Genomic DNA, 15,926 nt, shown 5'->3' with positions numbered 1-15,926 from the left:
CGGCGGGTCGCCCGTACGCCAGAACTCGCTAAGCGCTAAATTGGACGCAATGAGGACAGACCACTAAAACCTGGTACGCAGTAATGTTTCCGTCCCCTGACTGGGAATTGGTAGGGTTGGACTCTATAGGTTTGAATATTTTATCGAAAATTTTGGGTTTAAAACCCCGTCGTTCTACGACGGCTTTTCTTGGTTTTTAATGTAAGACTTCAGAACCTCTAATGGTGCGCCACCGATTGAAGATACAAAATAACTAGGCGACCATAAAGATTCTTTTCCGTAGGGTTTAGGGAATCTGGCTTGCCCATATCTACGACTGTCAACTCCTTTTAAAGCATTTACTATGACAGAAATAGAGAGTTGAGGAGGGTATTCAACTAAGGTATGAATATGGTCTGACTCCCCATTAAATTCCAGCACTTGAAAATTCATTTTTTCAGCCACTTCTCGAAAAGACTTCAGGATTAACATCCGGCTCTCCACTGTCAAGATTTGGCGACGATACTTAGTCACACAGACCAAATGAATCTTTAAATCCGAAACAGACGCTCTTTTCGTCAAAGGGTTGACATCTACCAGACTCCTCGCTATAGTTAATACAGACCAATACAATTTGACAGTATGAAGCTAAGATATCGATATCGAATTTACCCAACAGACCAACAAAAGAGATTGATGTCTCAATTGTTCGGATGCTGTCGGGTAATATTTAACGATGCCTTAGCATATTGTCAATAACAATACCGTGCGGGTCACAAAAAGCCTAAGTTCAAGGAACTTTCTCAAAGACTTACAGAACTCAAAAAAACCGAGGAGAAAATCTGGTTGGGAGAAGTTTCTTCTATTCCCTTACAACAGTATTTAAGAGATTTAGAGCAGGCTTACTCTAACTTTTTCAAATCCTGTAAAGGACAAAGAAAAGGTAAGAAAGTTAAACCTCCCAAGTTTAAAAAGCGTAAATCTAAGCAATCCGCTAGGTTTATGGATAATGGTTTTAAACACCTTAATTCCGATTACATTTACATCGCTAAAATTGGTGATATTAAAGTAGTCTGGAGTAGAGAGTTACCCACAAAACCTTCTAGTGCTACCTTAATCAAAAACAGTGCTGATAGGTATTTTGTCAGTTTTGTTGTTGAGTTTAATCCTCAACCCTTACCGGAAAACCAAAATTCTGTAGGAATTGATTTAGGAATCACTGATTTTGCCACATTAAGCAATGGTGATAAACTTAAATGTCCTAAGCCTTTAAAGAAACAACTAAAGCGTTTAAGAAGATGACAACGTAATTTGTCGAGGAAACAGAAAGGCAGTCAAAGAAGGGAAGTTGCTAGAAAGAAATTAGCTAAACTTTACGCCAAGATTTCTGATACCAGAAACGATTTTCTTCAGAAATTGTCAACTCGGATTATTCGTGAAAACCAAACGATAGTCTTGGAAGATTTAAAGGTTTCAGGGATGATGAAAAACCGAAAACTATCCCGTGCTATTTCGGATTTGGGTTGGCGCAGTTTGAGAACAATGCTAGAAGTTAAATCTGTTATGTACGGGCGTGATTTTCGTGTCATTGATAGATGGATTCCCACTTCTCAAACCGGTTCTGGCTGCGGTTTTCGCGGTGGCAAAAAAGAATTAAATATGAGATAGTGGACTTGTTTAAATTGTGGCACATCTCATGATAGAGATGTTAACGCTGCGATTAATATTAAGGTCGCCGGAGGGCATTTGGAGACTTTAAACGGATGTGGAGAGAGGGTCAGACTTTCTGTAAAGAAAGCACATCTCAATGAAGCGTCAACCCGTCCAGCATTTCAACAATTGTCAATCTTTGATTTGTTGAAATAGATGGAATCCCCGTTAGCGCACGCCGGGACGGATAGGCGGATGTCAATACAGTCCTCTGTTTCCTAAAGTGCAACTATTTGCAGTTGGGAAGGAAGGCGACAGGCTCACACAGAGGAAACAGCATATGCAGGGCTGACGATCGCTTTAGTGGTGGTAGGTGTCGCGTTTGAGCGAGTCGTAGTTTGGGGTGGGTTGGCTGTGGGAAACGCAGTTGTCTGGTTTTTGGATACTTAGGCGATCGCATCCCCGTTTAGTTAGTCGTCTTTTAGAGGCTATTGCCCGGTGGGAAGTGCGGTTGTCTGGTTTTCTAATCTTCGAGAACCCCAAGGCAAGCTTAGTAGGGGCGGGTGCGCGATCAGCCACGGGAAAAACCAGCCAACTATATACACCCGCCCGCGGGTGCGCGATCAGCCATCGGAAACACCAGCACCACTCGCACACAGACCATGCCTTGGCAGCGAAACGCCCAGAGACCCAGCGAACAGAGGAAAAACCAGCCAACCCCCTCAGTACAGGACAAAAAAGCTGAAAGTCTTAGCCAAAAGGGAATCTAGCCGAAAATTCTGAAGGGGGCGCTCCGGGCTGAGGTGAAAGTCGAGGGGTGGGGGGGTAGCGCCAAGTTGGGGTGAGAGGGTTAGATCGGAATTACCACAAACCAAACTTCCCTCTCATGAACGAGCTTAACCGATTACGAGACACTTTGCGCCCTCACTTGCCCTGGCACGGGGCGAGATTAAACTTTGTCTGCCTGTTCCTGATGGCGCTATTCCAAACAAAGACGGTTAATCTGATGGAAATAGCGACTGTATTCGCAAATCCTGTGCAAATTTCCTCAAATTATAGCACAAGACAGAATACTTAGGACGTATAATGGAGAGGACGAGATGACTAAGAAGACCAAAAATGCCAGCCCCCTATAGTTACGACCTCAGACAAAAAGTTATTGATGCCATTGAACTAGACGGTATGCCCAAAACAGAAGCCAGTCAAGTTTTCCATGTCAGCAGGAACACCATTAATCTCTGGCTGCAAAGAAAAGCACAGACCGGAGACTTCCTCCCTAAACCTCATCACCGACCTGGCAATAACCACAAAATTACCGACTGGCAAAAATTCAAGGCTTTTGCCCAAGAGCATGGCGACAAAACAGCAGCTCAAATGGCTGAACTTTGGGATGACGACATCTCTCCTCGCACCATATCCAGAGCCTTGAAGAAAATTGGCTTCACCAGAAAAAAAACTTACGGCTACCAAGAACGTGATGAGCAACAGCGAGAGGAGTTTATGGCTCAGATTGAACAGATGGAGCCGGAAGAAGTGGTCTACCTCGATGAAGCCGGCATGAATAGTCAGGACTCGGATTACCCTTATGGTTACTGCGAGGAAGGAAAACGCTTCCATGCACTCAAATCAGGGAAGAGGCAGGGCAGGGTAAGTATGATAGCCGCATGGTGTCATCAACAACTCTTAGCTCCCTTTAGCTTTGAGGGTTGTTGTCATCGGACAGTGTTTGAGTTGTGGTTGGAGTTCATCTTAATTCCAACATTGAAGCCAGGTCAGACTCTAGTATTGGACAATGCAACGTTTCATAAAGGGGGACGGATTGCTGAACTGGTGGAGGCAGCTCAATGCCGTTTACTCTATCTTCCGCCTTATTCGCCAGACCTCAACAAGATAGAGAAATGTTGGTCGTGGCTGAAAGCCCGTATTCGCCACTGCACGTGAGCAGTTTGATTCTCTCCATGATGCCATGGATTCCGTTCTCAAAGCTACGTCCTAACCACCTTGACTAATGCTATACCAGCGATTACAACGTTTTTTTCGGCAATTCAAATTTGACCGGGCAGAGATTGCCCGTTTCGTCGTTAGCCTCATTGACATTCCCCAACCTTGGACTCTTAGTCTCGACCGCACCTGTTGGTCTTTCGGTCAAACCCATTTCAACATCTTGATGTTGGCAGTCGTCCACGAGGGGATTGCCTTTCCCCTGCTGTGGAAGATGCTTGACAAAAAGGGCAATAGCAACAGTGGCGAACGCATGGACTTATTCGACCGCTTCGAGGCACTATTTCCTGACGTGGAGGTGGCTTGTCTGACCGCTGACCGGGAATTTGTGGGGCGAGATTGGCTCTCGTATCTTCTCATCGACCCCGAGGTTCCTTTCCGCCTACGCATCCGCCACAGCGAGCTGATTAGTCCTAAGTTAGGAGGAACTCGGCGTAGCGGCGAACGAATGTTTGATTCTCTGCGACCCGGAGAATTTCGCCAGCTTTCGGGTCGCCGTTGGGTTTGGGGACGGCAGGTTTACGTCATTGGCTCTCGTCTGGCTGATTCGGGGGAGTTGTTGATTCTCATCACTAACGCTTGCCCCGAAACGGCCCTCCCCGACTATGCTCGGCGTTGGGGTATTGAAAACCTCTTCGGAGCCTTGAAGACTCGGGGCTTCTGTCTCGAATCGACTCACTTTAAGGACCCTGAGCGCTTGAGCCGTTTATTGGCTTTGCTTAGCCTGGCTTTTATAGCACAAGACAGAACACTTAGGACGTATAATGGAGAGGACGAGATGACTAAGAAGACCAAAAATGCCAGCCCCCTATAGTTACGACCTCAGACAAAAAGTTATTGATGCCATTGAACTAGACGGTATGCCCAAAACAGAAGCCAGTCAAGTTTTCCATGTCAGCCGGAACACCATTAATCTCTGGCTGCAAAGAAAAGCACAGACCGGAGACTTCCTCCCTAAACCTCATCACCGACCTGGCAATAACCACAAAATTACCGACTGGCAAAAATTCAAGGCTTTTGCCCAAGAGCATGGCCACAAAACCTCCGCTCAAATGGCTGAACTTTGGGATGACGACATCTCTCCTCGCACCATATCCAGAGCCTTGAAGAAAATTGGCTTCACCAGAAAAAAAACTTACGGCTACCAAGAACGTGATGAGCAACAGCGAGAGGAGTTTATGGCTCAGATTGAACAGATGGAGCCGGAAGAAGTGGTCTACCTCGATGAAGCCGGCATGAATAGTCAGGACTCGGATTACCCTTATGGTTACTGCGAGGAAGGAAAACGCTTCCATGCACTCAAATCAGGGAAGAGGCAGGGCAGGGTAAGTATGATAGCCGCATGGTGTCATCAACAACTCTTAGCTCCCTTTAGCTTTGAGGGTTGTTGTCATCGGACAGTGTTTGAGTTGTGGTTGGAGTTCATCTTAATTCCAACATTGAAGCCAGGTCAGACTCTAGTATTGGACAATGCAACGTTTCATAAAGGGGGACGGATTGCTGAACTGGTGGAGGCAGCTCAATGCCGTTTACTCTATCTTCCGCCTTATTCGCCAGACCTCAACAAGATAGAGAAATGTTGGTCGTGGCTGAAAGCCCGTATTCGCAACTGCACGTGAGCAGTTTGATTCTCTCCATGATGCCATGGATTCCGTTCTCAAAGCTGCGTCCTAACCACCTTGACTAATGCTATACTTGGGCTATGAAGGTGGGTTTGTGGATTCACCAAGGTTCACCCATTCCTTTGAAGGCTCACGGACGACGCTCCCAGAGTCTTTTCCGCACTGGCTTCGATTTTCTACGCCGCACTTTCTCTAATCTGCCTTTGTTTTCAGGGCGGTTTCACCAGGCTCTACAACTTTTGTCCTGTACTTAGGCCAACCCCATACACCAATTATTAATTATTAATTATTAATTATTAATTATTAATTCCAGCCAACTATATACACTCGCCCCCAGGGTGCGCGATCAGCCATCGGAAACACCAGCACCACTCGCACACAGACCATGCCTTGGCAGCGAAACGCCCAGAGACCCAGCGAACAGAGGAAAAACCAGCCAACCCCATACACCAATTATTAATTATTAATTATTAATTATTAATTATTAATTCCAGCCAACTATATACACCCGCCCGCGGGTGCGCGATCAGCCATCGGAAACACCAGCACCACTCGCACACAGACCATGCCTTGGCAGCGAAACGCCCAGAGACCCAGCGAACAGAGGAAAAACCAGCCAACCCCATACACCAATTACAGCCTTTACACAAAACACAAAGTACGGTATAATGTATGGCTATTGTATAAGTTATCACAACCAACTACCATGAGCCGTTACTCTTTAGATTTTCGGAAAAAGATAGTAGAAGCCTATGAAAAAGGAGACACTTCTATCCGAAAAGTAGCGAAGCGCTTTTTGGTGAGTCCAGACACGGTAAGGCGACTGGTCAAACAGTATCGATTAACGGGAGACTTATCTCCTCGTAAGTGTGGCACTAAAAAGAAAAGCATTTGATCTCAGCATGAGGAAGCCGTGATAGATATTGTAGAAGCCCACCCCGACCTGACCTTATGGCAATATAGTGATAAGCTCAGAGACAAGCTGGGCATAAATGTCAGTACGACCATGATAGATAGATTTTTAAAGCAGCACGATATAAGTCTCAAAAAAAACATACAGGAGCGAAAAAGTAGTAACTGAAGAAGTACAGAAAGCGCGAGTAGATTATTGGTAAAGAATTAGAGATGTAGCTCCTGAAAAGCTTGTGTTTATTGATGACAGTGGGTTATGGGTAGGGATGAGCAGACCGTTAGCCAGAGCGACGAAAGGGAAAAAAGTCTATGAACTGCGGAAATCCTATCGAGGTCAAAAAATGACAATAATTGGTGCAATTAAGCTCTCCGGAGTGGTAGCGACTCAAACATTAGAAGGGTCCATGAAAAAAGAGGATTTTCTCCAATTCATCAAGTTAGATTTATTGCCAAAATTAAAAAAAGGAGATGTAGTGGTAATGGATAACTGAAATTCTCATCATCGAGAAGAAGTCAAAGAAATGATAGAGTCAGTAGGAGCCAGGGTAGAATATCTGCCGGTGTATTCCCCTGAGTTTAACCCGATAGAGATGATGTGGTCACAGCTCAAAAGTTTAGTGTGCAAGTTCAGGACGGAGACCATGGAATTATTAGTGAGATTGGTAGAAGTGGCGGTAAGCCTTGTGGATTTACAGTGTTTGAATAACTGGTTTACCAAGTGTTGTTGCTGTGCTTAATGATTGAGATAAAGCCTGTATTAATTATTAATTATTAATTATTAATTATTAATTATTAATTATTAATTATTAATTCCAGCCAACTATATACACTCGCCCCCAGGGTGCGCGATCAGCCATCGGAAACACCAGCACCACTCGCACACAGACCATGCCTTGGCAGCGAAACGCCCAGAGACCCAGCGAACAGAGGAAAAACCAGCCAACCCCATACACCAATTATTAATTATTAATTATTAATTATTAATTATTAATTCCAGCCAACTATATACACCCGCCCGCGGGTGCGCGATCAGCCATCGGAAACACCAGCACCACTCGCACACAGACCATGCATTGGCAGCGAAACGCCCAGAGACCCAGCGAACAGAGGAAAAACCAGCCAACCCCATACACCAATTATTAATTATTAATTATTAATTATTAATTCCAGCCAACTATATACACCCGCCCCATAGGACCCAAACACCAGCACCACTCGCACACAGCTCTGCCCTTTGCACGGTACGGCTACAAGACTGGTAGAAGAGGGGCGGGTGGTAGTAGGGGCGGGTTCCGCAGTCAGCCATAATTCCCGCAGGTAGGCTTTGAAAACCCGCCCTTGCGGGTTCCGCAGTCAGCCATAATTCCCGCAGGTAGGCTTTGAAAACCCGCCCTTGCGGGTTCCGCAGTCAGCCATAATTCCCGCAGGTAGGCTTTGAAAACCCGCCCTTGCGGGTTCCGCAGTCAGCCATAATTCCCGCAGGTAGGCTTTGAAAACCCGCCCTTGCGGGTTCCGCAGTCAGCCATAATTCCCGCAGGTAGGCTTTGAAAACCCGCCCTTGCGGGTTCCGCAGTCAGCCATAATTCCCGCAGGTAGGCTTTGAAAACCCGCCCTTGCGGGTTCCGCAGTCAGCCATAATTCCCGCAGGTAGGCTTTGAAAACCCGCCCTTGCGGGTTCCGCAGTCAGCCATAATTCCCGCAGGTAGGCTTTGAAAACCCGCCCTTGCGGGTTCCGCAGTCAGCCATAATTCCCGCAGGTAGGCTTTGAAAACCCGCCCTTGCGGGTTCCGCAGTCAGCCATAATTCCCGCAGGTAGGCTTTGAAAACCCGCCCTTGCGGGTTCCGCGATCAGCCATAATTCCCACAAATCAACTTTAAAAACCCCACCGACGACGATGCGCCTAAGACCATGCACCCCACAAACAGCACAGAACACGCGCCACCACGCGGCAGGTGCAAGTCCGCCTATCGGAAACACCAGCACCACTCGCACACAGACCATAGGACCCAAACACCAGCACGACTAGCACACAGCTCGAGTCTGATCGCCCGCCCCCAGCTTCACTTTAGCGCCTGCTGGTTTCCCGACAATTTCACCGCGTAACATTCGCCCCGCCGCTTCGAGTAATTGTTCTTCTAGGTAAGGCTTAGTAAAATAGCCTCTCGCGCCTAATTGATAAGCCATCTGGCGGTGTCTGTCAGCGCCCCTAGAAGTTAACATAGCAATAGGTAGACCTTCGAGTTGTGGGTCTTTCTGCATTCGCGAGAGAAGTTCCAAGCCGTCCATACGGGGCATTTCAATATCGCAGAAGACGATATCACAGGGTAAGCCAGATTTAAGTTTTTCCCAGGCTTCCTTACCGTCGCGGGCTTCTTCAACCCGATAGCCGGATTTTTCAAAGGTCATAGACAACAACGATCGCACTGTAATCGAATCATCAACAATCAGCACAGTCGGCTCAGTTTTAGAGGCGGGAGCATCTATGGGTTCACTGGGGAGATTATCATCCCATCTCATGGTTTCTACAGTTCGGCGTACCCGATCAGTAGCCAGGTCAATTAATTCTAAAACATCGGCGATCGCCACAATTTGACCATCCCCCAAAACAGTCGCCCCGGCGATACCAATAGGTTTAGGTACCGGACCTTCAAGCTGTTTAATTACGATTTCCTGTTCTACCAAAACCTGATCAACTTGAACAGCCAGATAATTAAGCGCCGCCCGTAGTACAATCACAGAAATCATATCCTCTTCGATATTCGCACCATAAACACCGCCGCGACCCAAATGGCGCTTATAGGTAAGTAATTCTCGCAGGTGGCGGAAAGGCAGCACCGAACCCCGCCATTCTAGGGTCTGTTTACCGTCTGGTCCTGTTTTAATTTGCTCACGAGGCACATCGATCATATCCTCCACCCCATCCATAGGGAAAGCAATCCGAGCCCGATCGCTAATACAACAAAGCGCCCGGGAGATACTCATATTGAGTGGGAGGCGGATCGTAAAGGTAGTTCCCTCTCCCAATACCGAATCGGTAGTAATATTGCCTCGAATTTCCGCCAAATTCGTCCGCACCACATCCATACCAACCCCTCTACCTGCAATATCACCCGCCTGATCCTGGGTAGTAAAACCCGGCAGGAAAAGCAAATTGTATGTATCATGGTCTGGCAGATTTGAAGCGGATTCCAGGGTCAATAAACCCTTCTGTATAGCTTTTTCCTTAACCCGATTCACATTAATTCCCGCCCCATCATCAGAAACCGATAACACCGTTTGGTTGCCTTGGTGGAAAACCTTAATGGTAATCTGACCCGTGGGCGACTTACCCGCCGCCTTACGGACTTCTGGGGATTCGATACCGTGAGCGATCGCATTATTTACCAAGTGAGTGAGAGGGTCGCGCAGTTTACCCAAAAGCATTTTATCTATGAGGGTATCTCGACCTTCCACCACCAATTCCGCCTGTTTACCACACTTAATCGACAGATCCCGCACCGGACGTTTCAGGCCATCGGTTGCCCCGGCGAACTGTTCCATTCTCGCTTTATTCAAGCCTTCCTGTAACTGATTAGTTACTTGGCGCAGTTGGCGACTCACCTGATCTGCTTCTTCCACCAAGAATTCAATATCAGCGGCCGACTCTCGCACCCGCACCACCAACTCAATAATTTCTTGAGAGAGTGTGTGGAAGGGGGTAAAGCGATCGAGTTCTGTGGAGTCAAAAGTGTTAGGATCTGATCTAGTCGGGTGTTCATCACCACCGCCATGATAACTTCCGTGGAAAGAAGCTGATTTTTGCCGATTAGACAATAGGGAAATTTCCAGCAGCGATCGCTCATAGAAATCCTGCATCCGCTGACCCACATCACTTAGCAGCGACACCTGATCCAGCAGGTTATCTAAAAACTGTCGCATCCTTTCTTGGTCTTGTTCCAGGCTATTGCGGTTAACCACCAGTTCCCCAATCAGGTTACTGAGATTATCCAATTCTTTCACCGGAACTTTAGCGATCGGATCAAACTTAGTAGTTTGAGATTTTTGATAAGACGGGCTATATTGGGCGGCTATGGGTTCTTCCAGCAGTTCAGCCAACTCCTTGAACTCATCATCCTCACAGGATCGAGCCCTCTGTTCTTCCCAGGTACTCGATTGCGCCCCTGGCGGTGCTGTTTCACCCAAAAGGCGATCGAGATCAGATAGCACCCCATCATCAGCATTATCATCATCAGTCGTATTTTGATCATCCGTAGACCCTAGCAAATCATCCAGGAGACTCAAATCATCTTCCCAATCACTATCTAACCCCACATCTGGAGTCGTGGTTATGTTGTCAGTTGTCTGCGACGAGGCTGGTAATGGTGTGCTTTCAGTTTTCGGTGCGTTACCCAGTTGGTCGGTTTTCCCAGTGTTTTTTTTGCTACCCAAGCTAACGCACTCTACGGTTTCCTCCGTGTCGCTACTACCAAACAAATCATCAAAATCAAACAAATCTGCAGTTCTATCATCCCACTTCGACTCAGGTGGCGTTTGAACCTGTTTGTCCTCAGCAATAGTGTCTACACTAGAGGTTAATTTGCCATTGTTGTTATCCTCACGGGCTAACACCTCAAACCAATCAAGATCCCCATCAGTCCCCCCATCTTGATTATCACTCTCCCAAGGATCCGGGGTATCTAATGATTGACCAATCCCTGTTGAACTTTCAGGCGCGACAGTTGTTTCCTGTTCCTCATCATCAAGTTCCAACAACTGTTGGATAAAATTATCCGGGTCATCATTACTACTTTTCTTGACAGGTTTAGAATCGGCTGGAGAATTTTCTGGGGTCGGTCGATCGCTTGATTCTAGTTCTTCTAACAGGAGGCTAGTTAAATCGTCATCATCATCAGAAACCGGCTTAAAGTTGCTTTCATTAGACGGCGGTTCATTGCTAAAAAAGCTGTCAAAATCTTCTGTATCACTGTTCAAGTCGGAAAGTTTATCAGCTTCTTCGAGCAGCCTTTCCTCTTCCCAAGCATCTTCAATACCGCCCCCATGACGATCAACCACCTCAAACAGATCCGCCAAACTTTTCAACTCTTCCGGTTGCATTTGCGGCCCTGGCGGGTGGCCGCTGTGTTCTTTTTCCATCTCCACATAATCAACCAATGGGAAATCATCTAGTATTGATTCTGATGTCTTCTCCGGTTCCAAATCAATCTCATCAGTTTCTTCTACTTCCGAGTTCGTAGTTAAATCTAATTCCGACCAAAATTCATCATCAGCCGTTAAAATTCCCTTACCATTCCCATTCCCATTATCTACAGGAGGCAGTAATTTTGACAACTCCGAATCTACCACTATTTCACTTTCTCTATTACTTAGCGCTAAATACTGAGCCTGTTTCATGCCAGTAATCACCACCGGAGCCAGAGTTTTATAGCTATTTGCCCCATAAGCGATCGCCTTTTCTACAGTGTCTAAAAATTGCACCCAGTGCATTTTATCAAAAGTTTCTCCACCCCTAGCCAATTCCCGACAAATTTCAATTAAGCGGTTTCTATTGGCGGTATTATCCGACTTTTTAAACAAATCCAGCATTTCCCGCAACCGTGAAGTTACATCACCACAAAAGAAAAGTTCTTCCGCACTATTGATCGCCTTAACTGTCACTTTCGGAGCAACCTTCACCGCCACTGGAGCCTGAGCCGGGGCTGTTTTCGGGACGCTAGTAGCACCTTCCGCCACTACACCATTTAGTTCCGATAGGTTTTTTAAATTATAGTTTAGTGCTTCAAAAACCGGCTCAACTTCCGTTAACAGGCTTTGGGAAGTTTCCTCTGTCAGTCCATAGGGACCCGACAGATTATCTATTAAAGCTTGCAGGGTATCAAATACTCGTAAAAATAGCGATTCTAGTTGTTGATCAACCTCAATATGAGATTGTTCCGTTATTTTTTCCAACGCTTTAAAGTTATCTTCCAGGCGATGGGCACTTTTTTGGATACTATGAAGACCGAGCATAGCTGCTCCCCCTTTCACCGAGTGAGCCGCCCGATACACCTCATATAATAGTTCTCGGTCTTCAATGGTACTTTGCAGATTCAGCAAGCCCTGTTCTATGGTATTGAGGTGGTCTCTCGCCTCCTCAATAAAGTAACCCATTATCCGTTGTTGTTGTTCTGGTTCCATGGCTTTTTAATAGTATAAATAAATGGACAATATTATTTTTTTAAAACTCAGACACTTACTCAGAAAATCACATTTTACGAGGGTTCATTAATCTTTGACTAGGAACTTTGGCTATTAATGTTCCGAAGGATCTACTCGGAACCTTTCCACCGAAGTTAGCAGATCTCGTGCTACTCCTACCAGGTTACTGAGGGCGCTGGCGACCCTTTGGGCTTCTTGGGATGTATCTTGGGCGCTTAGTTCTACCGCCTGCATTACTTCAGCCACCGCCCTAGCTGTTTCGTTTTGCTCCACCGTATCAGCCGTAATTGATCGCACCAAAACATCAATACGATTGGTTACTTGGATGATATCATCAAGCGATCGCTTCGCTTGTTCCGCCAGACGGGTCCCCTCAATTACTTGCTGGTTTCCTTCCTCCATTGCCATCATTACAGAACTGGTTTGGCTTTGGATCTGCATTACAATTTGTTCAATTTCCTTGAGGGACTTAGCCGACTTATCCGCCAGTTGTCGCACCTCATCAGCCACAATAGCAAAACCACGGCCTGCTTCTCCCGCCCTAGCCGCCTCAATACTAGCATTCAAAGCCAGTAAGTTAGTCCGCGAAGCAATATTAGAAATGATTGCGACAATTTTCGAGATTTCCTGAGAAGATTCAGCCAAACGCTTAACATCTCGCGTCGTTTCTGCCACTGTTTCCCTAATTTTCAAGATACCAGCCACAGTCATTTCTACCGCTTCACCACCCTTAGTTGCTACAGCCGCCGCCGTCCTGGCTACTTCCTCAGCTTCCTTGGCGCTATCTGCTACCCGTTGAATAGCATCAGTCAGCAGTTGCACCGAATTAAGAGTCGCGGCCAATTCCTCCGCTTGTCGCAAAGCATCCCCAGCCACATCTTTGGCAAAACTCGCACTATCCGTCGCTCCACGACTCACCTGACGAGCCGCTTGTTTCACCTGAACCACAATTTCCCGCAGGTTCTGAATTGTCAGGTTAAACGAGTCTGCTACCGCCCCCAGCACGTCTGCAGTCACCTCAGCGCTCACAGTCAAATCTCCTCGCGCCGCCCCTTCCACATCATCTAGGAGTCTAATCACTTGACGCTGGAGGTTTTCCTTAGCCTCCTCCTGTTCTTCCGCCTTCCGTTGAGCTTCCCTGGTGGTGCTTTCAATGAACTGAGCCATGTAGTTAAATTTAGCGCACATTTGCCCCAGTTCATCTTCCGCGTAGACATTCACACGGGCATTAAGGTTTCCTCGTGCGATCGCATCAAACTGTTTTTGCAGGTCGCCAGTCGCCTTCTCTAGCTGTTGGCTGGTAATACGGCCCATAGCAAAAGCCGTCCCAAAACTACTAGCCCCAGCCACAATAGTCATCAACCAACCTGAGCGGCGTAGATAGTTAACCACTTCCCCTTGATAACTACTAGCAGCAACCTTAGTAGCAATATTAGTAGCCACAGCCACAGCAATCAAAGTTACTAACCCACTCCCCAATGCTATATAAAAAGACTTAGATCTGAGCGGCTTATTTTCCAGGAAGGCAAATGAGCCCTGTTCTACCGAAATATTAGTATCAACCGAGTCTTCTGATAGGTTAGAAAATGCCGTGATCGCCTCCCTTTCTGTGGGAGTATTGAACACATCATCCTCGTAGATCGCCGAGCTATCGTTATCTGGGATACTGCTAGACCTTCCCAGGAAATTACTATCGAGGTCATCATCATCCAAGTCAGCGCTATCGGGCATAAAAGCATATCCCGCCGCATCTGGAATCCCAAAACCCTCTACATCATCAAACTCTTCAAAATCCTCTAAAAATTCGTTGACTTGAGAACCAGAGGTTTGATTTGTCTTGTTGTGGGCGATCGCACCATTAGCCGTCCCATTGCTTACAGTTGACTCTTCCAGGCTATCGAGGTCAAACGTATCCGGGATATCATCCAGTTCCAACTCCTCAGATACTGAATCATTAATTTTGTCCCCATCCAGATTGAAATCAGAGAAATTTTCTTCTTCCTCATCTAAATTATTATTTGGGGTCTTATTCAGGCTGATCTGATCAGGTTTCACCAATCCTTTACCGTTACCATTACCGTTAGTTTCTGCCACAGTTTGATGCCTAGCATCAGCCATATCTTCTAGGGGAGAAAAAATATCATCCTCCTCTAGTTCCAGTTCTCCGATATCCAGTTCATCCTGCACATCGCCCAAATCCGGCGGTTTAATTTCTTCGGCAACATTATCAACTATCGGTTCATTAGTTATCGGCCCATCAGTTAAAGGTAGATCTGTCAGGCTGAAATCGTCATCCAAATCATCCAAACTGTCTTGATGTTCTTGAGTCACCCCAGGGGTATTTGTCCCGGGGGAGTCTTTATGGGAATCATCGATTAAATCTTCCTCAAACAAGTCTTCTGATAGTTGTTCGAGGGAGCCACTCATGGGGTCTTCTGGATCTAATCCTTCCGTCAACACCAGTTCATCCTCTTCGTCCATCACAAAGGGATCTGATGTTTCTAGGTCAAAATTCAAGTCAGGGTCTTCTTCTTCCTCGTCAGTTTCTTGCCCCTGAGCAAAGGGGTTATTTAACGGGTTGGTTAGGTCCGGGTCTACCTCATCATCTAGGTCGAAGTTGGAATCATCTACCAGGGGATTAGCTTCTAATTCTAGGGGATTAAAGTTATCTTCTTCTAAGTCAAATTCATCTTCTAGGGAGTCATTTAGTTCTTCACCCCCTACACTGGCTTTACCATTCAAATTTTCCGGCTCTAGTTCATCTGCAGATCTATCTAAGTCCCCGAGGTCGTCGTCGATCGCCTCTAAGTTTTCCTCTGTTCCTTCCTCAAATTCGAGGTTACTTAGTTCATCTAAATCATCCAAGGCTGACGATATATCTATTTCTTCCATGCCCATATCTTCGTCATCATACAAATCCAGAGCATCATCCAGGGTTTCTATAGTTGCCGAGGGTTTTTGGGGATATTTCCCTAGTTGTTGGGATGCTGCCGTTAATTCTTCCAACTCATCTAATTGTTCATCGATCGCATTTAGATCTAGTTCTTCTTCCAAATCAAAATCGAGGGAACCGTTAGCATCATCACCTACCGAGCTCAAATCCTCTAGGATAGTTTCTTGAGCATCATCAAACTCATCATCAAACTCATCATCCAAGCTAATATCTCCCAAAGACGAACCGGTCTCCGAGTCCTCGCAGAATTGACTAGCTTCTGTCAAGTAGTCTTCCGCCTGTTCCACCAGTGCCGGGTCTTCCGTCAGGCTAAGGACCACCTCATATTGTTCCCGTGCCACATCGTATTGTTGTAAACCGTAGTAAATGTGACCACACAGGAGGCGAGCGAATGGGTCTTCCGGGTAGTCTTCCACTAATTTATAGACTAAAGTAGCCGCCTCGTCCAATTTTCCATCTGTGTAGGCTGCCTCAGTTTTTTGGTACTCCTGCAGATATTCTGCACTTGCTGTCATTGGCCATTCCCCTTACGACTCTATAAAGTTACCGCAAAAATTACATTTAAAACTTAAAACAACTGTATTAGCTTAGTTAGTATCTTGATTACTGCTTG

General features: G+C 46.3%; 7 protein-coding genes and 5 pseudogenes. 8 read left to right on the top strand and 4 right to left on the bottom strand.

The annotated features are described in order from the left end of the window. Positions 1 to 174 precede the first annotated feature (174 nt). Positions 175 to 561 (bottom strand): IS200/IS605 family transposase, encoded by a 387-nt coding sequence (gene tnpA / locus HFV01_RS22635; protein ID WP_172973471.1) that lies wholly within the window; start codon positions 559 to 561, stop codon positions 175 to 177. 60 nt (positions 562 to 621) lie between these two features. On the opposite strand from tnpA, the gene HFV01_RS31130 reads away from it, so the two are divergent. After that, the gene (locus HFV01_RS31130; protein ID WP_228116472.1) at positions 622 to 738 is read left to right on the top strand and encodes a helix-turn-helix domain-containing protein; all 117 of its coding nucleotides are present in this window, start codon (positions 622 to 624) and stop codon (positions 736 to 738) included. A gap of 63 nt (positions 739 to 801) precedes the next feature. Next, positions 802 to 1,647, top strand: a pseudogene (locus HFV01_RS22630) (RNA-guided endonuclease InsQ/TnpB family protein); the annotation flags it as partial. Between the two features lie 342 nt (positions 1,648 to 1,989). Here HFV01_RS22630 and HFV01_RS22625 read toward each other — a convergent pair. Next, positions 1,990 to 2,208, bottom strand: a complete 219-nt coding sequence (locus tag HFV01_RS22625) for a hypothetical protein (protein WP_146743385.1) — start codon at positions 2,206 to 2,208, stop codon at positions 1,990 to 1,992. A 307-nt stretch (positions 2,209 to 2,515) separates the two neighbouring features. Here HFV01_RS22625 and HFV01_RS22620 point away from each other — a divergent pair. The 6 genes and pseudogenes from HFV01_RS22620 to HFV01_RS22595 form a co-directional block, all read left to right on the top strand. Next, a pseudogene (locus tag HFV01_RS22620) lies at positions 2,516 to 2,698 on the top strand (IS4 family transposase); the annotation flags it as partial. 50 nt (positions 2,699 to 2,748) lie between these two features. Continuing rightward, positions 2,749 to 3,625, top strand: a protein-coding gene (locus tag HFV01_RS22615; RefSeq protein ID WP_260378383.1) for an IS630-like element ISAtsp1 family transposase whose coding sequence is annotated in 2 segments (ribosomal slippage) — positions 2,749 to 3,561 and positions 3,563 to 3,625 — 876 coding nt in all. Because the reading frame shifts where the segments join, the coding sequence is not laid out codon by codon here. A gap of 18 nt (positions 3,626 to 3,643) precedes the next feature. Further along, positions 3,644 to 4,363, top strand: a pseudogene (locus HFV01_RS22610) (IS4-like element ISAtsp3 family transposase); the annotation flags it as partial. Positions 4,364 to 4,427: 64 nt separating this feature from the next. After that, positions 4,428 to 5,304 (top strand): IS630-like element ISAtsp1 family transposase gene (locus tag HFV01_RS22605; protein WP_318285884.1). Its coding sequence is split into 2 segments (ribosomal slippage): positions 4,428 to 5,240 and positions 5,242 to 5,304, totalling 876 coding nucleotides; the frame shifts between segments, so codons are not numbered across the junction. 16 nt (positions 5,305 to 5,320) lie between these two features. Then, a pseudogene (locus HFV01_RS22600) lies at positions 5,321 to 5,506 on the top strand (IS4 family transposase); the annotation flags it as partial. A gap of 452 nt (positions 5,507 to 5,958) precedes the next feature. Continuing rightward, positions 5,959 to 6,901, top strand: a pseudogene (locus tag HFV01_RS22595) (IS630 family transposase). Between the two features lie 1,286 nt (positions 6,902 to 8,187). Here HFV01_RS22595 and HFV01_RS22590 read toward each other — a convergent pair. Both HFV01_RS22590 and HFV01_RS22585 read right to left on the bottom strand, forming a co-directional pair. Further along, positions 8,188 to 12,339: a hybrid sensor histidine kinase/response regulator gene (locus tag HFV01_RS22590; RefSeq protein WP_006621464.1), complete on the bottom strand. Its 4,152-nt coding sequence runs from the start codon at positions 12,337 to 12,339 to the stop codon at positions 8,188 to 8,190. A gap of 114 nt (positions 12,340 to 12,453) precedes the next feature. Further along, a complete protein-coding gene (locus HFV01_RS22585) occupies positions 12,454 to 15,828 on the bottom strand; it encodes a methyl-accepting chemotaxis protein (RefSeq protein WP_006669108.1) in 3,375 nt (1,124 codons plus the stop codon). Between the last annotated feature and the right edge of the window lie 98 nt (positions 15,829 to 15,926).

This window comes from Limnospira fusiformis SAG 85.79, assembly GCF_012516315.1.
In the GTDB taxonomy this organism is placed as follows: Bacteria; Cyanobacteriota; Cyanobacteriia; order Cyanobacteriales; family Microcoleaceae; genus Limnospira; species Limnospira fusiformis.
This window is presented reverse-complemented; position numbering and strand designations above follow the sequence as displayed.